17 protein-coding genes are annotated in these 18,414 nt (G+C 59.5%); 10 read left to right on the top strand and 7 right to left on the bottom strand.

The genetic code is table 11. From position 1 onward, the window contains the following. Window positions 1–55: 55 nt before the first annotated feature. From purE to ACRAUW_RS01835, 5 genes are all read right to left on the bottom strand, one after another. Window positions 56–559 (bottom strand): 5-(carboxyamino)imidazole ribonucleotide mutase, encoded by a 504-nt coding sequence (gene purE / locus ACRAUW_RS01855; RefSeq protein ID WP_431360942.1) that lies wholly within the window; start codon window positions 557–559, stop codon window positions 56–58. A 73-nt stretch (window positions 560–632) separates the two neighbouring features. Beyond that, the gene (locus tag ACRAUW_RS01850) at window positions 633–1,190 is read right to left on the bottom strand and encodes a topoisomerase DNA-binding C4 zinc finger domain-containing protein (RefSeq protein WP_431360941.1); all 558 of its coding nucleotides are present in this window, start codon (window positions 1,188–1,190) and stop codon (window positions 633–635) included. Between the two features lie 55 nt (window positions 1,191–1,245). Next, complete coding sequence (locus ACRAUW_RS01845) at window positions 1,246–1,719, bottom strand: DUF494 family protein (RefSeq protein ID WP_042062407.1); 474 nt, start codon at window positions 1,717–1,719, stop codon at window positions 1,246–1,248. Next, window positions 1,712–2,827, bottom strand: a complete 1,116-nt coding sequence (dprA, locus tag ACRAUW_RS01840) for a DNA-processing protein DprA (RefSeq protein WP_431360940.1) — start codon at window positions 2,825–2,827, stop codon at window positions 1,712–1,714. The genes ACRAUW_RS01845 and dprA overlap by 8 nt, the downstream gene beginning before the upstream one ends. A gap of 1 nt (window position 2,828) precedes the next feature. Beyond that, a complete protein-coding gene (locus ACRAUW_RS01835) occupies window positions 2,829–3,920 on the bottom strand; it encodes a LysM peptidoglycan-binding domain-containing protein (protein WP_431360939.1) in 1,092 nt (363 codons plus the stop codon). A gap of 108 nt (window positions 3,921–4,028) precedes the next feature. Here ACRAUW_RS01835 and def point away from each other — a divergent pair, with 108 nt between their 5' ends. The 5 genes from def to ACRAUW_RS01810 all read left to right on the top strand — a co-directional run bounded on the left by def (window position 4,029) and on the right by ACRAUW_RS01810 (window position 9,854). Further along, entirely contained in the window at window positions 4,029–4,541 is a 513-nt protein-coding gene (def, locus tag ACRAUW_RS01830; protein ID WP_431360938.1) for a peptide deformylase, read from the top strand. A gap of 12 nt (window positions 4,542–4,553) precedes the next feature. Beyond that, the gene (fmt, locus tag ACRAUW_RS01825; RefSeq protein ID WP_431360937.1) at window positions 4,554–5,498 is read left to right on the top strand and encodes a methionyl-tRNA formyltransferase; all 945 of its coding nucleotides are present in this window, start codon (window positions 4,554–4,556) and stop codon (window positions 5,496–5,498) included. Between the two features lie 60 nt (window positions 5,499–5,558). Next, on the top strand, window positions 5,559–6,851 hold the full coding sequence (gene rsmB, locus ACRAUW_RS01820) for a 16S rRNA (cytosine(967)-C(5))-methyltransferase RsmB (RefSeq protein WP_431360936.1): 1,293 nt from the start codon (window positions 5,559–5,561) through the stop codon (window positions 6,849–6,851). 87 nt (window positions 6,852–6,938) lie between these two features. Beyond that, window positions 6,939–8,315: a Trk system potassium transporter TrkA gene (trkA, locus tag ACRAUW_RS01815; RefSeq protein ID WP_346197682.1), complete on the top strand. Its 1,377-nt coding sequence runs from the start codon at window positions 6,939–6,941 to the stop codon at window positions 8,313–8,315. A gap of 96 nt (window positions 8,316–8,411) precedes the next feature. After that, a complete protein-coding gene (locus ACRAUW_RS01810; protein ID WP_431360935.1) occupies window positions 8,412–9,854 on the top strand; it encodes a TrkH family potassium uptake protein in 1,443 nt (480 codons plus the stop codon). 217 nt (window positions 9,855–10,071) lie between these two features. Here ACRAUW_RS01810 and typA read toward each other — a convergent pair whose 3' ends face one another. After that, window positions 10,072–11,883 (bottom strand): translational GTPase TypA, encoded by a 1,812-nt coding sequence (typA, locus tag ACRAUW_RS01805; protein WP_431360934.1) that lies wholly within the window; start codon window positions 11,881–11,883, stop codon window positions 10,072–10,074. A gap of 351 nt (window positions 11,884–12,234) precedes the next feature. Here typA and glnA point away from each other — a divergent pair, with 351 nt between their 5' ends. From glnA to add, 5 genes are all read left to right on the top strand, one after another. After that, a complete protein-coding gene (glnA, locus tag ACRAUW_RS01800; RefSeq protein WP_005339672.1) occupies window positions 12,235–13,644 on the top strand; it encodes a glutamate--ammonia ligase in 1,410 nt (469 codons plus the stop codon). A gap of 115 nt (window positions 13,645–13,759) precedes the next feature. After that, window positions 13,760–14,338 (top strand): DUF4124 domain-containing protein, encoded by a 579-nt coding sequence (locus tag ACRAUW_RS01795; protein ID WP_431360933.1) that lies wholly within the window; start codon window positions 13,760–13,762, stop codon window positions 14,336–14,338. An 86-nt stretch (window positions 14,339–14,424) separates the two neighbouring features. Beyond that, on the top strand, window positions 14,425–15,480 hold the full coding sequence (gene glnL / locus ACRAUW_RS01790; RefSeq protein WP_431360932.1) for a nitrogen regulation protein NR(II): 1,056 nt from the start codon (window positions 14,425–14,427) through the stop codon (window positions 15,478–15,480). A gap of 9 nt (window positions 15,481–15,489) precedes the next feature. Beyond that, the gene (gene glnG, locus ACRAUW_RS01785) at window positions 15,490–16,908 is read left to right on the top strand and encodes a nitrogen regulation protein NR(I) (RefSeq protein ID WP_431360931.1); all 1,419 of its coding nucleotides are present in this window, start codon (window positions 15,490–15,492) and stop codon (window positions 16,906–16,908) included. Between the two features lie 141 nt (window positions 16,909–17,049). Continuing rightward, window positions 17,050–18,051 carry an adenosine deaminase gene (add, locus tag ACRAUW_RS01780; RefSeq protein ID WP_042031978.1) on the top strand — a complete coding sequence of 334 codons (1,002 nt, stop codon included), beginning with the start codon at window positions 17,050–17,052 and terminating at the stop codon, window positions 18,049–18,051. Between the two features lie 151 nt (window positions 18,052–18,202). Here the strand turns inward: add and rmuC are convergent. Then, window positions 18,203–18,414, bottom strand: a 212-nt coding sequence (rmuC, locus tag ACRAUW_RS01775; protein WP_431360930.1) for a DNA recombination protein RmuC, incomplete at its 5' end; no start/stop codon positions are given.

The following is an 18,414-nucleotide window of genomic DNA, read 5'->3' as shown; positions in this document are numbered from 1 at the left end:
GACGTTTTGCTGTTGCACAGGAAAATACGACACATCCGGATCGCCACCCGTTCACTTACTTGAGTTGAGCCTGCAGGGCGGCATCCTTGGCCATCACCTCTTCGGCATTCTTCTGGCGTTCGGCCCGAACCTTGGCCGCCAGTTCATCATCGGCTACTGCCAGCATCTGGGCTGCCAGATAACCTGCGTTCTTGGCACCGGCTTTGCCGATCGCCACGGTCGCTACCGGCACACCACCGGGCATCTGCACGGTGGAGAGCAGCGCATCCAGCCCCTTGAGCGGGCCACCGTCGATGGGCACCCCGATCACGGGACGAGTCGTGATGCCGGCAACGGCACCCGCCAGATGCGCAGCCAGACCGGCAGCACAGATAAAGACCTTGCAGCCACGGGCCTCGGCATCGGTCACATACTGGTGAGTCGCAGCCGGCGTGCGGTGCGCGGAGGTAACTTTGACTTCCACTGCGATATCAAATGTCTTGAGCACCTCGAGGGTGGTCTGCATCACGGGGAAATCAGAATCAGAGCCCATCAATACGGCAACAAAGGGTTTATTCATGGTGGGAATTTCCTTACTCCAAGTGGGGGTTGAAGTTCACCGAAAACGTTTTAATCCGGTTGCGGCGGCGGGATTATACCTGCTCACTTTGGTGGCCGCATTTCTTTTGCGGACAGACCCAACGCAGAGTTCCCCTCACTTTTTTCTCTACCATGATGCCCCAACCACACTCAGGGCAGGGCATGGGGATCGGCTTGTCGTTCACCACATATTTACAATGGGGATAGCCATCGCAGGAGTAAAACTGCTTACCGTAGCGGGAGGTACGGCTCACCAGATGACCCTTGCCACACTCGGGGCAGAGGATCTGGGTATCGTCGCTCTCCTGCAGGGATTCGATGTGCTGACAGGCCGGATACTGGGTACAACCGACAAATAGACCGTAACGCCCCTTCTTGATCGCCAGCAGCTCTCCGCAATCGGGACAGGCAGAGCCTTCGAGCACCTTTTCGATGTCACGACCAGATGGCGTCAGGGAACGAATGTAATCACAGGCTGGATAGGCAGAGCAGCCGAGAAAGGGGCCATGTTTGCCCTGGCGGATCACCAGCTCGGCCCCGCACTGCGGGCACGGCTCGCGCTCGAAGGCATGTTCGTGGGCTGAAAAGAGGTGATGATCGATTTTTGACATGGGCCGCGCCTTGAAATCCAGATGGCCTGAATTCTACCAGCGCGGCACCGGACTGTCAGTGAATGACGCCGTCTGACTCATCAAACACCAGCTCTTCCATCTGCTGGTAGGCATTTTCACTGCCCGGTACATTGAACAGCACCATCATGACGACCCACTTCAGATCATCCAGCTCGATATCCGGCTTGTCCAGCTCGAGCAGGCGCTCGATACAGATCTCGCGGGTTTCGGCATTCAGCACCTGGGCCTGTTCCAGAAAGAGCAGGAAGCCGCGGCACTCGGTGCTGAGGCGTGCCAGCTCTTGCGGAGCATAGATACGCATCGAGCCTTGCGCGCTGGCGGTGACATAGACCTCCCGCTCGCTATCGTGCAGATTGGCCAGCCGCTCCAGCCAGTCGAGCGCCTTGTCGATTTCGGCTTTATCAAAACCGGCCCGGCTCAACTCGTCGGTGAGCTCATCCTGCTCGACCATCACATCTGCATCGCTGTGGATGTAGGTCTCGAAAAGGTACATCAATACATCAAACATGATTCGCCCTCCTCGCTCTGACGTATCCACCGGCTACCGCCATCACTGCACCGGCCAGCTCCAACTCTACCAACCTGCCCAATACCACTTCGACAGGAAGCTGGGCCCGCTCGGCAACGGTATCCACGCTCGTGGTCTCATAATCTACGTTATCCAACAAATCGGCATAAGGCAATTCGCTATTATGCGGTTGCTCAGATGGTATGACCGACGGATGTGGTCGTTCGACCCACTCTGGCAGCTCTTCCACTATATCGGCCGCACTCAGCACAAGTTTGGCCCCCTGCTGAATTAATCTGTTGCACCCTATCGCCTGGGCGTTTTGCGGGGCACCGGGTACCGCAAACACTTCGCGCCCCTGCTCAAGCGCATAGCGAGCGGTGATCAGCGAACCGCTCTGCTCGGTCGCCTCCACCACCAGAGTTCCCAGCGACAGACCACTGATAATACGGTTGCGACGAGGAAAATGTTCAGCCAGCGGTCCTTTATCCGGCGCCAGCTCGGAGATAAGTAAGCCACCTTTCTCCAGAATCTGGCCAGCCAGCCCCTGATGGCGTTTGGGGTAGAGGCAATCCAACCCGGAACCCAACACGGCAAGAGTGATACCGCCACAAGCCAGCGCCTGCTGATGGCAAACACCATCGATACCGAGCGCAAGGCCCGAGGTGATGGCTAACCCGCATCCAACCAGCTCGCTACAAAGGCGGGAGGCATTATCTTTGCCTGCATAGGTAGGATGGCGTGTCCCCACCATTGCCAGTTGTGGTAACGACAGCACAGCAAGATCGCCACGACAGTAGAGCAACAGGGGAGCTGAGGGAATTTCCCGCAACAAGGGTGGATAGATCGGGTGATCTTGCGGAATAAGTATATTGTCAGGCAAAGCGGCCCAAGCCAGGCTCTGCTCAACCACCGGCGAGGGCCAGCGCAGTTGTTTGATCTGCTCTGACGACAGCCCCATACCATGCAGTTGCGCTTCATCGCTCTGAAACAGGGCCTCAATACTTCCCCCGGCCCGTTCCAACAGACGTGCAGCGGTCACCGGACCAATACCGGTGACCGCATCCAGGGTTAGCCAAAGCGCCAGACGCGCATCAGGGTAGTTCACGTCAGAAATGAGTGACCTGATAACCCGCACTCACCATGTCGTTACTCTGCATGATGAGACCGTAACTCACCTTGTCATACACCTTGAACAACATGACGCGGGCAATCGCTTCGGAAGGCAGTGGTGCCTTCTTGTTGCTACTGTAAAACACTTTGTTATAGACCGACGAGAGCTCTTTGTACTGCACGGTCCCATTCTTGGTAACCAAGGCTGCGCCGGGCCGCCGGACATCCAGCACATCCCCGGCAACCAGTTGATCTCGAGCTCCCCTATTGATCAACACCACATCAAACTTGCCCCCTCCCCTGGCTTTGCTCGGCAAGTCGATGATGTAGCCTGGAGCAATCGCTGAGGCAGCCTTGGGGATGAAAACTGCTGGAAAGCTCTCCTGAGGAGGCAACGCCATAACCTTGTCACCCTGCAACACTTCACGCTGATTGTGAGTGAGGATCACTTCAGTCCGATCACCATCCAGCAGCGCTTCCGCACGCACCACGCCAGCAAAGATGGCCTCCTGACCCAGTTGTTCACCGGTTTCACGATCCTTGTAGACCACCCCTGGGTGATAGATGCCATACATCTGGCCAGGCGTCAGGGAGCCCTGAACATAGAGGGTGTCCCCCTCCAGCATGCCGATATGTTTCTGGTCCGAGCCCAGCAGATAAGGCAGGGTTTTCTGCTGCTGACTGTCTGCCAGAATATGGTCGGTTTGCAAGAAGGGACCGATCTCGCTGATGGGCAGGGTCGGAATGGGGTTGGCCTTGTTCTCGTAACGGGTTTTCGGGCCGAGACGGATGACCTGCTTGCCCCCCTGCATCGCCTTGCCGAGTCGGGGTTCACCATTGACCCAGCTCAGATGCAGTACATCACCGGGGTAGATCCAGTGAGGATTGGCAATCTGCGGATTGATGTTCCAGAGACGGGGCCAGAGCCAGGGTTCGGAAAGATACTTGCCGGAGATATCCCACAGGGTGTCGCCTTTTTGCACGACATAACTTTCGGGGTAACCCGCTTTCAGCCTCAGCTGATCGGCCAGTGCTGCCTGACTCACGGTCACCAGCAGGCAGGAGAGGATAGTTTGCTTCAGATACATAACACTCCCTGTTACTTCTGCACGCAAAGTGTTGCTGTTTTTTGTCGGCGTAAATGACTAGAATTACGCCAATATTGACTGCATTTATACGAAACTAAAGAAAAAACTATGGCCATTCTAGATGTATTGCGTTTTCCCGATGAGCGCCTGCGCACCGTTGCAGCCCCTGTCGAGACCTTTACACCCGAGTTACAACAGATTGTAGATGATATGTTCGAAACCATGTACGCGGAAGAAGGCATTGGCCTGGCCGCAACTCAGGTCGACATTCACCAGCGCATCATAGTGATCGATGTCTCTGAAAACCGTGAAGATCCTCTGGTATTGATCAATCCGGAGGTCATCGAGCAGTGCGGCAGCACCGGCATTGAAGAGGGTTGCCTCTCCGTGCCCGGCAGCCGTGCTCTGGTGCCTCGCGCTGAACAGATCAAAATCCGCGCCCTGGATCGCAACGGCAAGCCGTTCGAGCTGGAAGCCGACGATCTGCTCGCCATCTGCATCCAGCATGAGATGGATCATCTGATCGGCAAGCTGTTTGTGGATTACTTGTCCCCGCTCAAGCGCCAGCGCATTCGCCAGAAGCTGGAAAAGATGGCCCGTGAAGATCGCAAAGTCCTCTGAGGATCTGCCCCGTTGAATAAGCTGAAACTGATTTTTGCCGGTACTCCCGACTTCGCCGCCCGTCACCTGGCGGCGTTGTTGTCTTCCGACCACAAGGTCGTTGCCGTTTATACCCAGCCTGACAAGCCCGCTGGCCGTGGCCAGAAGCTCACCGCCAGCCCGGTCAAAGAGCTGGCACTGGCCCACAACCTGCCGGTTTACCAACCTGCCTCTCTGCGCAAGGAAGAGGCGCAAGCCGAGCTTGCTGCACTGGGCGCCGACCTGATGGTGGTGGTGGCCTATGGTCTGATCCTGCCCAAGGTGGTACTCGATACCCCGCGGCTGGGCTGCATCAACGTCCATGGCTCCCTGCTGCCCCGCTGGCGCGGTGCCGCACCGATCCAGCGCTCCATCTGGGCGGGCGATGCCGAAACCGGCGTCACCATCATGCAGATGGATGTGGGATTGGATACCGGCGCCATGATCCGCAAGGTAAGCTGCCCCATCACCGCCGACGAGACCTCCGCCAGCCTCTATGACAAGCTGGCCGAGCTGGGTCCACAGGCGCTGGTCGACACCATCGATGCCATGGCCGCCGGTGAAACCGCTGCCGAGGCACAAGATGATGCGCAGGCAAACTATGCCGAAAAGCTCTCCAAGGAAGAGGCCCGCATCGACTGGTCGATGGAGGCTGTTGCCATCGAACGCTGCATCCGCTCGTTCAACCCCTGGCCCATCAGCTGGTTTGAAGTGGCTGACCAGACCGTCAAGGTATGGCAAGCCGCCGTCATTGACAGCGACCACGGCCAACCCGCCGGCACCCTGCTCCAGGCCGACAAGCAGGGAATCGATATCGCTACCGGCAAAGGGGTACTGCGCCTGCTGACCCTGCAACCGCCCGGCAAGAAGGCGATGTCCGTCTCGGATCTGCTCAACTCTCGCCGCGACTGGTTTGAACCCGGCACGCAATTGAATTGAACTGGATTGAATTGACACAAGCGGGGCCCGGGCCCCGACTTGCGCATCTAAGGTAACTCTATGAAAACACGTGCACAGGCCGCTCTCGTTATTCAACAGGTGCTGGATCAGGGTCAATCCCTCTCCGCTGTTCTGCCTGCTGCCCAGGAGAAGGTTGCACCTCGCGATCGCGCTCTCCTGCAAGAACTCTGCTATGGCACCCTGCGCTGGCTACCCCGCCTCGATGCGGCAGTCAACGAGATGATGGACAAGCCGCTCAAAAACAAGAGCCGCATTTTCCACTACCTCATCCTGGTCGGTCTCTATCAGCTCATCTACACCCGCATTCCGGCTCACGCCGCGGTGGCCGAGACCGTCAACGCCGTCAAACTACTCAAGGGCACCTCCCTGCGTGGCCTCATCAACGGCGTGCTGCGCAACTTCCAGCGCAGCGCCGAAGTCATTCTGCTGCGTATCGACCGTGTTCCCAGCATTCGCCTCGGTCATCCGGAGTGGCTCACCAAGCGCCTGCGTCAGGCCTATCACGATGAGTGGGAATTCATCATGGAGGCGAACAACCAGCGCCCTCCCATGTGGATCCGCAACAACAGCCAGCGCCAGAGCCGCGATGCAATGCTGGCTCGCATGGCCGAAGCCGGCATCAATGCCGTGGCCGGTGATGAGGGCGAGGATTGCATCCTGCTGGAGCGTCCTTGCGATGTGACCAAGCTGCCCGGCTTCGAGGTCGGTGACTGCTCGGTACAGGATGGTGCAGCACAACAGGCTGCGGCACTGCTCGACCCACAACCGGGTGAGTGGGTACTGGATGCCTGCGCGGCCCCCGGCGGCAAGACTGCCCACCTGCTGGAGCGTCAGCCCAAGCTGGCTGGTGTGGTTGCCGTCGATGCCGACGAAAACCGCCTCAAGCGAGTGCAGGAGAACCTGGACCGCATCGGCCTCACCGCCAAGGTGATCCATGGCGATGCCGCGGCACCGGAACAGTGGTGGCCGGAGGGCCAGTTCGACCGCATCCTGCTGGATGCCCCCTGCTCCGCCACCGGCGTGATCCGCCGCCACCCCGACATCAAGTGGCTGCGCCGTGATCAGGACATTCGCGAGCTGGCCGAGCTGCAGCGCCGCATTCTCAATGCCCTCTGGGGCAAGCTGAAAAGCGGCGGCACCCTGCTCTACGCCACCTGCTCCGTCCTGCCGGAAGAGAACCGCGAACAGATCCGCGCCTTCCTTGCCGCGACCAAAGATGCCAAATTGGTACCGTTGCACGAACAGGACACCCCGGACTGCCCGGGTCGCCAGTTCCTGCCGGGTGAAGCCGAGATGGATGGCTTCTACTACGCCAAACTGGTCAAGCTCTGAGCCTGGCATGACAAACCTCATTCGGGAGAGCTGCCAGATCCATTCTGGCGCTCCCCTTTACAGCATCAACGTGAGTAGACGTTCCCTATGAAGATCATCATTTTGGGAGCCGGCCAGGTCGGCGGCACCCTGGCCGAGAACCTGGCCGGGGAGAACAACGACATCACCATCGTCGACACCGACAGCGATCGCCTGCGCGAACTGCAGGACAAGTTTGACCTGCGGGTAGTCAACGGGCACGGCGCCCACCCCAAGGTGTTGCGCGAAGCGGGGGCTCAGGATGCCGACATGCTGGTCGCCGTCACCAACAGTGACGAGACCAACATGATCGCCTGTCAGGTCGCCTACTCCCTGTTCAACACTCCGAACAAGGTGGCGCGGATCCGTTCGCCCGCCTATCTGACCGAGCGGGATCGCCTGTTCCTGCCGGAATCGGTGCCGGTGGATCACCTGATCGCGCCGGAGCAGTTGGTGACCGACTATGTACGTCGCCTGATCGAGTACCCTGGCGCCTTGCAAGTAGTTGATTTCGCAGGTGGCCGCGTCGGTCTGGTGGCGGTCAAGGCCTACTACGGCGGTCCGCTGGTCGGCAATGCCCTCTCCACCCTGCGCGAGCACATGCCCAACATCGAAACTCGGGTAGCGGCCATCTTCCGTCAGGGCCGCCCGATCCGTCCGCAAGGTACCACCATCATCGAAGCGGATGACGAGGTCTTCTTCGTCGCCGCCGCAGGCCATATCCGCGCCGTGATGTCGGAGCTGCAGCGCCTCGAGAGCCCCTACCGCCGCATCATGATCGTCGGTGGCGGCAACATCGGCGCCGGCCTCGCCCGTCAGCTGGAGAAGCGCTACAGCGTCAAGCTTATCGAGCGCAACCAGAAGCGGGCGGAGCAGCTCTCCGAACTGCTGGAAAACACCATCGTCTTCTGCGGTGATGCGGCGGATCAGGAGTTGCTGGCCGAGGAGCACATCGACCAGATCGACGTCTTCATCGCTGTCACCAACGAGGATGAGGCCAACATCATGTCGGCCCTGCTCGCCAAGAAGATGGGCGCCAAGAAGACCATGGTGCTGATCCAGCGCGGCGCCTACGTCGATCTGGTGCAGGGTGGTTCCATCGATATCGCCATCTCGCCGCAGCAGGCCACCATATCGGCCCTGTTGACCCACGTGCGTCGGGCCGATATCGCCAACGTCTACAGCCTGCGCCGCGGTGCCGCCGAAGCGATCGAGGCGATTGCCCACGGTGACGAGAACACCTCCAAGGTGGTCGGCAAGACGGTGGGCGAGCTCAAGCTGCCGCCGGGCACCACTATCGGTGCCGTAGTACGCGGGGATGAAGTGCTGATCGCCCACGATCGCACCAAGATCCAGCAGGATGACCACGTAGTCATGTTTCTGGTGGACAAGAAGTATATCCCGGAAGTGGAGCGGCTGTTCCAGCCAAGCCCCTTCTTCCTGTAACGGCTTCATGCGCACAGGCTGTCAAACCAGACCCGGCTCAGCTCCCCCAAGGGGATGGTCCGGGTCTTTTGTTAATCAACGACCAGGTTATCGAACATGATCAAGCTGCGTCCCATTATCTTCACCCTGGGGCTGGTGCTCTCCAAGCTGGCACTCTTCATGTGGCTGCCCACCCTGCTGGCACTGCTCACCGGGTCAGAGGGATTTGTCGAGTTTCTCAAGTCCGTGCTGATCACCCACGGCGCCGCCCTGCTCTGCCTCCATTACGGCCGCAAAGCGGAGTTTCATCTGGGGGTGCGGGAGATGTTCCTGCTCACCACCTCGGTCTGGGTGGTGGCCTGTATCTTCGGGGCGCTGCCCTTTGTCTTCATCACCCACATCAACTTTACCGATGCCTACTTTGAGACCATGTCGGGAGTAACCACCACGGGCTCCACCGTGCTCTCCGGCCTCGACAACATGGCCCACAGCATCCTGTTGTGGCGCTCCATCCTGCAGTGGCTGGGCGGGGTCGGCTTTATCGTGATGGCGGTAGCCGTGCTACCCTACCTCAACGTCGGCGGCATGAAGCTGTTCCAGACCGAGAGCTCGGACTGGTCGGACAAAAGCGCCCCGCGTGCCAAGACGGTCGCCAACAACATCGTCGTGGTCTATCTGGTGCTCTCCATGCTCTGCTTCATGGCCTACTGGGCCAGCGGCATGAACATGTTCGAGGCGATCAACCACGCCATGACCACTCTCAGTACCGGCGGCTACTCCACCTCCGATCAATCCATGTCCCACTTCTCCAACTCGGCACACTGGATTGGCACCCTGTTCATGTTCCTCGGCGGCCTGCCCTTCCTGCTCTACGTGCAGAGCCTCAATCATCGGGACTACAGCCTGTTCAAGGATGCCCAGGTACGTGGCTTCTTCTGGCTGGTAGTGTGGGTCACCGCCATCATGACCTTCTACCTGTGGCAGCGGGATCTATTCAGCTTTATGGATGCCCTGCGCATCAGCTGTTTCAACATCGTTTCGGTACTCACCACCACGGGCTTTGGCCTCGGTGACTTCGGCACCTGGGGGCCGCTGGCCAGCATCACCTTCATCGTGTTGCTGGCACTTGGCGCCTGTTCCGGCTCCACTGCGGGTGGTCTGAAGATCTTCCGGGTGCAGGTGGCGTTTGCCCTCTTCAGAAAGCAGATGCGCCAGCTGATGCACCCCTCCGCCGTATTCCCCCAGAAGTACAACGGCCGGACGGTCAACGATGCCATCATCCGCTCGATGATCTCCTTCGTGCTGGTCTACTTCGCCATCATTCTGGTAATCGCTGCGCTGCTGGCTGCTATCGGGCTCGATCCCCTTACCTCCATCTCCAGCTCCATCACCGCTGTCGCCAACGTTGGCCCGGGTATGGGCCCTGTGGTCGGCCCCAGCACCAACTTTGCCAGCCTGCCGGAATCGGCCAAATGGCTGCTGTCATTTGGCATGCTGCTGGGACGACTGGAGATCCTGACGGTCGCCGTGCTCTTCTTCCCCTCCTTCTGGCGCCAGTAATCCCTCACTGCAAGTCAGCAAAAGCCGCAGCGTTCACCCGCTGCGGCTTTTTTATCTCACCCATCCCCACGACCTTCGCTCAACGCTCATCAGCCCCATTACCGGATGGCCAGAGCAGATCACAGGCATAAAAAAACGGACCCAAACCAGAGGTTTGGGTCCGTTTATCAGTGAACCGTCAGCGGCCACGAAGGCTGCCGAGGCTCAGCACATGGCATTAACCACGGCCAGAGCGCTTGCGATCCAGCTCGGTCAGCAATTTCTTGCGGATACGGATGTTCTTCGGAGTGACTTCTACCAGTTCGTCGTTATCGATGAACTCGAGAGCCTGTTCCAGAGTCATGCGGATCGGCGGAGTCAGCACTTGAGCTTCGTCGGTACCGGAGGCTCGCATGTTGGTCAGCTGTTTGCCTTTCAGGCAGTTAACAGTCAGGTCATTGGAACGGGAGTGAATACCGATCACCTGGCCTTCGTACACCTCGGTCGCGTGACCGATGAACAGACGACCACGGTCTTGCAGACCGAACAGGGCGTAAGTCAGGGCCTTACCGGTAGCGTTGGAGATCAGCACGCCATTCTGACGCTCGCCGATGCTGCCACCCTTGTGCGGACCGTAGTGGTCGAAGGTGTGGTACAGCAGACCGGTACCGGAGGTCATGGTCATGAACTCGGTCTGGAAGCCGATCAGGCCACGGCTCGGGATCATGAAGTCCAGACGGACACGACCCTTGCCATCCGGGGTCATGTTGGTCATTTCGCCTTTACGCAGACCCAGTTGCTCCATCACGGAACCCTGGTGCGCTTCTTCAACGTCCACAGTTACAGTTTCGAACGGTTCTTGCAGAACGCCATCAACGGTACGCAGGATTACTTCCGGACGGGACACAGCCAGTTCGTAACCTTCGCGGCGCATGTTTTCGATCAGGATGGAGAGGTGCAGTTCACCACGACCGGATACACGGAACTTGTCCGGATCATCGGTCTCTTCCACGCGCAGGGCCACGTTATGGACCAGCTCCTGGTTCAGACGCTCCAGAATGTTACGGGAGGTCACGAACTTGCCCTCTTTACCGGCGAACGGTGAGGTGTTGACCTGGAAGGTCATGTTCACGGTCGGCTCGTCAACGGAGAGCGGCGGCAGGGCTTCAACAGCACCGTAGTCACAGATGGTGTCGGAGATTTTCAGCTCGCCCAGACCGGTGATAGCGATGATGTCACCCGCTTGCGCGTCGGCAACTTCGGTACGGGACAGACCCAGGTAACCCAGCACCTGACCGACTTTCCCGTTACGGGTCTTGCCGTCAGCACCAACGATGGTGACTTGCTGGTTGGTCTTGACGCGACCACGGGTGATACGGCCGATGCCGATAACGCCCACGTAAGAGTTGTAGTCCAGCTGGGAGATCTGCATCTGGAAACCACCTTCGGCATCAGCCTTCGGCGCTTCCACGTTGTCAATGATAGCCTGGAACAGCGGCTCCATGTTCTCGGACTCGACGTCCTGATCCATGGTGGCCCAACCGTTCAGTGCAGAGGCGTAAACAACTTTGAAATCCAGCTGTTCGTCAGTCGCGCCCAGGTTGTCGAACAGGTCAAATACCTGATCCATTACCCAGTCAGGACGAGCACCCGGACGGTCAACCTTGTTGATGACCACGATCGGCTTCAGACCCTGAGCAAACGCTTTCTGGGTCACGAAACGGGTTTGCGGCATCGGGCCGTCTACGGCGTCAACCAGCAGCAGCACGGAGTCAACCATGGACAGTACGCGCTCTACTTCACCACCGAAGTCGGCGTGACCCGGGGTATCAACGATGTTGATGCGGTAGTCATTCCAGCGGATCGCAGTGTTCTTGGCGAGAATGGTAATGCCACGTTCCCGTTCCAGATCATTGGAGTCCATGATCCGTTCCTGGCCTTCCGTGGAGCGGTCCAGGGTGCCGGACTGCTGCAGCAGCTTATCAACCAGAGTCGTTTTGCCGTGGTCAACGTGCGCAATAATCGCAATATTGCGTAAATTCTCTAACATTCTCGCCTCAATCACCGGGTAAAATTGGGCGCTAATTGTACTCTTGCCTTTGTGATCTGCCTAGCAGAATTGCAGTACATTCGCGCACAACAACGGATCTGGATCATAGACCTCTCGGACAAACCCTGCTTAGATGGGCGGTGACCGTATTTCGCGCACCATTACAGCGCACCAAAACGATCCATCATTGCACTAAATTGATGCAACGCGAGTCGAGATCGCCTGATTTTGGGGAACCTCTTCAGCGAGATTGCCCTGAAATCAAGCTGTCACAAACTTGGCACGATACTGGCTTATGTGAATACGACGACGCATTCACCCAGAGAGTTTTAACACCGGAGGTTACTTAGCATGTCAGCCCAGAACGTTTTGGCCCTGATCCAGGAACACGAAGTCAAGTTTGTTGATCTGCGCTTTACCGACACCAAGGGTAAAGAGCAGCATGTATCCATCCCTGCTCACCAGGTTGATGAAGATTTCTTCGAAGACGGCAAGATGTTCGATGGTTCCTCCATCGGCGGCTGGAAGGGCATCAACGAATCCGACATGGTACTGATGCCGGACGCAGCCTCCGCCAAGCTGGACCCGTTCACCGAAGAGACCACCCTGAACATCGTTTGTGACGTGCTGGAGCCTGCCACCATGCAGGGCTACGACCGCGATCCGCGCTCCATCGCCAAGCGTGCAGAAGATTTCCTGAAGTCCAGCGGCATCGCTGACACCGTGCTGTTCGGGCCGGAGCCGGAATTCTTCATGTTCGACAACATCACCTTCTCCAACACCATGGGCCACAGCTTCGTGAAAATCGAATCTGAAGAAGCCGCATGGAACTCCGGCACTGCCTATGAGCATGGCAACAAGGGGCACCGTCCGTTCGTGAAAGGCGGTTACTTCCCGGTTGCACCGGTCGACTCTTCCCAGGATATCCGCGCCGCCATGTGTCTGGTGCTGGAAGAGATGGGCCAGGTCGTTGAAGCTCACCACCACGAAGTGGCCACTGCCGGTCAGAACGAGATCGCTACCCGCTTCAACACTCTTACGCTGAAAGCTGATGAAGTGCAGGTACTGAAGTACGTGATCCACAACGTGGCCCACGCCTACAACAAGACCGTTACCTTCATGCCGAAACCCATGTTCGGTGACAACGGCTCCGGCATGCACTGCCACCAGTCTCTGGCCAAGAACGGCGTCAACCTGTTCGCTGGTGACCTGTATGGCGGTCTGTCCGAGATGGCTCTGCACTACATCGGCGGTATCATCAAGCACGCCAAGGCCATCAACGCCTTCGCCAACCCGACCACCAACTCCTACAAGCGTCTGGTTCCGGGTTATGAAGCACCGGTCATGCTGGCCTACTCTGCCCGCAACCGCTCTGCCTCCATCCGTATCCCGGTGGTACCGAGCCCGAAAGCCCGTCGTATCGAAGTGCGCTTCCCGGATCCGGCTGCCAACCCGTACCTGGCCTTCGCAGCCCAGCTGATGGCCGGTCTGGACGGTATCATCAACAAGATCCATCCGGGCGATGCCATGGACAAGAACTTGTATGACCTGCCGCCGGAAGAAGCCGCAGAAGTGCCGACCGTGGCCGGCTCTCTGGACGAAGCCCTGGCAGCTCTGGATGCTGACCGCGAGTTCCTGACCCGCGGCGGCGTGTTCAGCGATGACTTCATCAACTCCTATCTGGAACTGAAACAGCAGGATGTTGACCGTGTGCGCATGACCCCGCACCCGCTGGAGTTCGAACTGTACTACTCCGTCTAAGTCTCAGCAGACTGTCCGTTTAAATCTGGTCAGCTTGCTTAATCGTGACAAAACCCGCCATCTGGCGGGTTTTTTCTCTGATAGGATTAAGCAATATACCGTCAAGGAGAGATGGATGAACAACAAACATGGCATAGGGGTGCTCAGCCTCCTGTTGCTGACCTCGTTCGCTGCGGACGCGGCCAAGGTCTACTCCTGGGTCGATGGCAATGGCATCACCCACTACTCGGATGCGCCACCACCCGGCAAAAACGCCAAAGAGGTCGATCTGCGGGTCGCCCCGCTGCTGGGCAGCAGCGCGCCCAGATCGGTGCAGGTGGATAACTTCAACAGCCTGACCGGCGCCGATGCCAAGAAAGAGAAAGAGGCGGCCAAGCTGACCATCGAACTGCTCTCCCCGGAACAGGGCAGCACCCTGCGCGACAACACAGGCAACATCGTCTTTCAGGGCTCTATCAGCCCCAAACCACCCACCCAGTATGATGTGCGCCTGACCCTGGATGGCAAAGCCGCCCCCATCGTCAGCAACAGCCTCTCTGTCCGGGTCGAAAACGTCGATCGCGGCGCCCACGAGGCTCAGCTCGAGCTGCTCGCCAAAGACGGTACGATCCTTGCTAAATCCAGTGCAGTCACCTTTTACCTGCATAGAGCGAGCGTGACGCCGGCTCCCAAACCCACCCCCAAAGCCGACTAGGGGTGATATAGCGCACCGATGCGGGTAAACTCTATGCACCATATCGGTGCATAACAGGTGTGTAGCACCGTTTTAGGGAGAAACCTGTGCCAACCCGCTCGGACAACGCCAAAACACTCTTGGATAATTTGCTGACCGCCGTGATCCTGATGGATGAGCGGCTCTGCATCCAGTTCGTCAACCCGGCGGCTGAACAGCTGCTCTCCCTCAGTGAACGCAGGCTGATCGGCATCGAACTGCCCCATCTGCTGGAACATATCTCCCTCGATTTGCAGCGGCTCAAGCAGTGCCTCGTGTCAGGGCAAGGCTTTACCGATAGCGAAGTGACTCTGGTGGTAGAGGGAGAACCGCGACTGGTGGAGCTGAGCGCCACCCCGATGGCCGACCACGAACAGCGGCTACTGGTCGTGGAGCTGCGCAAGATCGACCAGCAGAAGAAGATCAGTCAGGAGCAGCAGCAACATGCCCAGCAGCTGGCGGCCAAGGAGCTGGTGCGCGGGCTGGCCCACGAAATCAAGAATCCCCTCGGCGGCCTGCGCGGCGCAGCGCAGCTGCTGCAAAAAGAGCTGCCGGATCCGGCCCTGCGCGAATATACCGGCATCATCATCGAACAGGCCGATCGGCTGCGGGTACTGGTCGATCGCCTGCTCGGCCCCCAGCGCCCCGGCCGCCACCAGATGCACAATGTCCATTCGGTGCTGGAGCAGGTACGCCGACTGGTGGAGCTAGAGCTGCCGCCGACAGTGCGCATAGAGCGCGATTACGATCCCAGCATTCCCGAATTCGAGATGGAGCCGGATCAGCTGCAGCAGGCGTTTCTGAACATAGTGCGCAACGCCGCCGAAGCGCTGGGCAACCAGACCGGCCTTATCCGCATCAAGACCCGCACCGCGTTCCAGATCACCATCCACGGCCAGCGCTACCGGTTGGCGGCGGAGATCAAGATCATCGACAACGGCCCCGGTATCCCGGACGCCATCCGCGACACCCTGTTCTACCCGATGATCACCGGCAAGGAGGGGGGCACCGGGCTCGGTCTCTCCATCGCCCAGAACCTCATCGACCAGCACAAGGGGAAGATCGACTGCATCAGCTGGCCGGGCCACACCGAATTCACCATTTTTCTACCGCTTCGCAAGTAAGGGAACCCCATGACCGCCAAAGTGTGGATCGTCGATGACGACAGTTCTATCCGCTGGGTGCTGGAGCGCACTCTCGGCAGCGAAGGCTTCAACTGCGAGAGCTTTGCCGATGGCGAAGCCCTGCTGCACGCCCTTGAGCTGCGCTCGCCCGATGTGATCCTCTCCGATATCCGGATGCCCGGCATCGATGGTTTGAGCCTGCTGGAGCAGATCCACCGCCGTCAGGCCGATCTGCCCATCATCATCATGACCGCCCACTCGGATCTCGACAGCGCGGTCAACGCCTACCAGCGCGGCGCCTTCGAGTACCTGCCCAAGCCGTTCGACATCGACGAAGCGGTGACCCTGGTGCGCCGCGCCGAGAATCACCTCAAGGAGCAGCGCACCAAGCGCAAGTCTCGCCAGCAGGAGGCTACAGCCACGCCCGAAATCATCGGGGAGGCACCGGCTATGCAGGAGGTGTTCCGCGCCATCGGCCGCCTGTCACGCTCCAGTATCTCGGTACTGATCAACGGTCAGAGCGGTACCGGCAAGGAGCTGGTCGCCCACGCGCTGCACAAGCACAGCCCGCGCGCCCACAAGAACTTCATCGCCCTCAATATGGCAGCCATCCCCAAAGATCTCATCGAATCGGAGCTGTTCGGTCACGAGAAGGGGGCCTTCACCGGCGCCAACAACATCCGCCACGGCCGCTTCGAGCAGGCCGACGGCGGCACCCTGTTTCTCGACGAGATCGGCGACATGCCGCTGGATGTGCAGACCCGGCTGCTGCGGGTGCTGGCCGATGGCCAGTTCTACCGGGTCGGTGGCCATCAGCCGGTGCAGGTGGATGTGCGGATCATCGCCGCCACCCACCAGAATCTGGAGAAACGGGTCGCCGATGGCGAGTTTCGCGAGGATCTGTTCCACCGCCTCAACGTCATCCGCATTCATATCCCCGCCCTCAAGGAGCGGCGTGAGGATATCCCCCAGCTGGCCCGCCACTTCCTGCTGCGTGCCGCCAAGGAGCTGAACGTGGAGGCCAAGAGCCTGCACCCGGATACCCAGGTCTATATCAGCCGCCTACCCTGGCCGGGCAACGTGCGCCAGCTGGAGAACGTCTGCCGCTGGCTCACCGTGATGGCCTCGGGGCAGGAGGTGCTGGTAGGTGACTTGCCAGCCGAACTGCTCACTCCCATCACCCACAACGCCGAACCGGGCCAACCGGCGATGCCTGGTTGCTGGCAGCAGCAATTGCAGGTGTGGGTGGCCAGCAAGCTGGCGCTGGGAGAGACAGACATCCTGGCCGATGCCATGCCCCAGTTCGAGCGGATCATGCTGGAGACTGCGCTGGAGCACACCCACGGCCACAAGCAGGAAGCCGCTCGCCTGCTTGGCTGGGGTCGCAACACCCTCACCCGCAAGCTGAAGGAACTCGATCTCTCCTGAGTCCCGGGGAAAAACGATTCCCATCACGCCCTGACAAATCACCGTCCGCCAGAACCCCGTTTAACCATAAACGGGGTATCTTTTTTGAAAGCCCCGCCTAGAATGGCAGGCTTTCAAACCCGACTCGATGAGGGCGCCCCCATGATTGACAGATCTCTCCCCCTGACCGACCTGCACCGCCATCTGGACGGCAACATCCGCCCGCAAACCATCCTCGAGCTGGGTCGCCAACACAATATCCAGCTGCCCGCCTTCGAACTGGAGGCGCTGCGCCCCCATGTGCAGATCGTTGAGAACGAGCCAAGTCTGGTCGCCTTCCTGAAGAAACTGGACTGGGGTGTTGCCGTGCTGGCCGACTACGACGCCTGCCGCCGGGTTGCCTACGAGAACGTGGAAGATCTGCTGCGCGCCGGTATCGACTATGCCGAGCTGCGCTTCAGCCCGGCCTATATGGCGATGGCCCATAAGCTGCACCCGCAGGGTGTGGTGGAAGCCATCATCGACGGCGTGGCCGCGGGCAGCCGTGACTTCGGCATCAAGGCCAACCTGATCGGCATCATGAGCCGCACCTTCGGCACCGAGCAGTGCAATCAGGAGCTGGCCGCCTGTCTGGCCCACCGTGACAAGCTGGTCGCCATCGATCTGGCCGGTGACGAGCTGGGCTTCCCGGGCGAACTCTTTGTCGACCACTTCCGCAAGGTGCGCGATGCAGGCATGCGCGTCACCGTGCACGCCGGTGAGGCGGCTGGCCCCGAGAGCATGTGGCAGGCCATTCGCGAGCTGGGTGCCGAGCGTATCGGCCACGGTGTCAAAGCGATTCAGGATCCGGCCCTGATGGCCTATCTGGCCGAGCACCGCATCGGCATCGAATCCTGCCTCACCTCCAACGTCCAGACCACCACGGTAGCGAGCCTGACCGAACACCCGATCCGCCAGTTCCTGGCTGCCGGCGTGCTGGCCTGCCTCAACACCGACGATCCGGCGGTGGAAGGGATCGACCTGCCCCACGAATATGAGGTGGCCGCCCCGGCCGCGGGTATGACCGCCAGCGAGATCCGCACCGCCCAGCAGAATGGCCTGACCCTGGCCTTCCTGAGCGATAGCGAGAAAGCCGAGCTGAGCGCCCGCGCCGCCAGCCGCTGATTAACATCGGCAGTGCAAATAACAACGGCCCACTTCGGTGGGCCGTTTGCTTTGCGGATTTCTGATGATGGGTAAGCACTGGGCCAGCAGGCAGATAGCAAAAGGCCCAAACCGGGTTTGGGCCTTTTGCTGATGGCGGTACAGGGGAAAACTACTCCTGCTCCTTGTCGCGTTCCAGCGCCCGCTCAACCAGCGGCTCGGGCAGGCTCTTGGTCACCTCCACCCCCAGCTCGCGGAAGCGTTCGACCTGCGAAATCAGGTTGCCACGGCCGTTGACCAGCCGTCCCATCGCCTTGTCGTAGCTCTCTTGCGCCTTGTGCAGGCTGCCGCCCATCTGCTGCATCTCCTCGACAAACAGCCGCA

Source organism: Aeromonas sp. (assembly GCF_050633025.1).
Taxonomy (GTDB): Bacteria; Pseudomonadota; Gammaproteobacteria; order Enterobacterales; family Aeromonadaceae; genus Aeromonas.
This window is presented reverse-complemented; position numbering and strand designations above follow the sequence as displayed.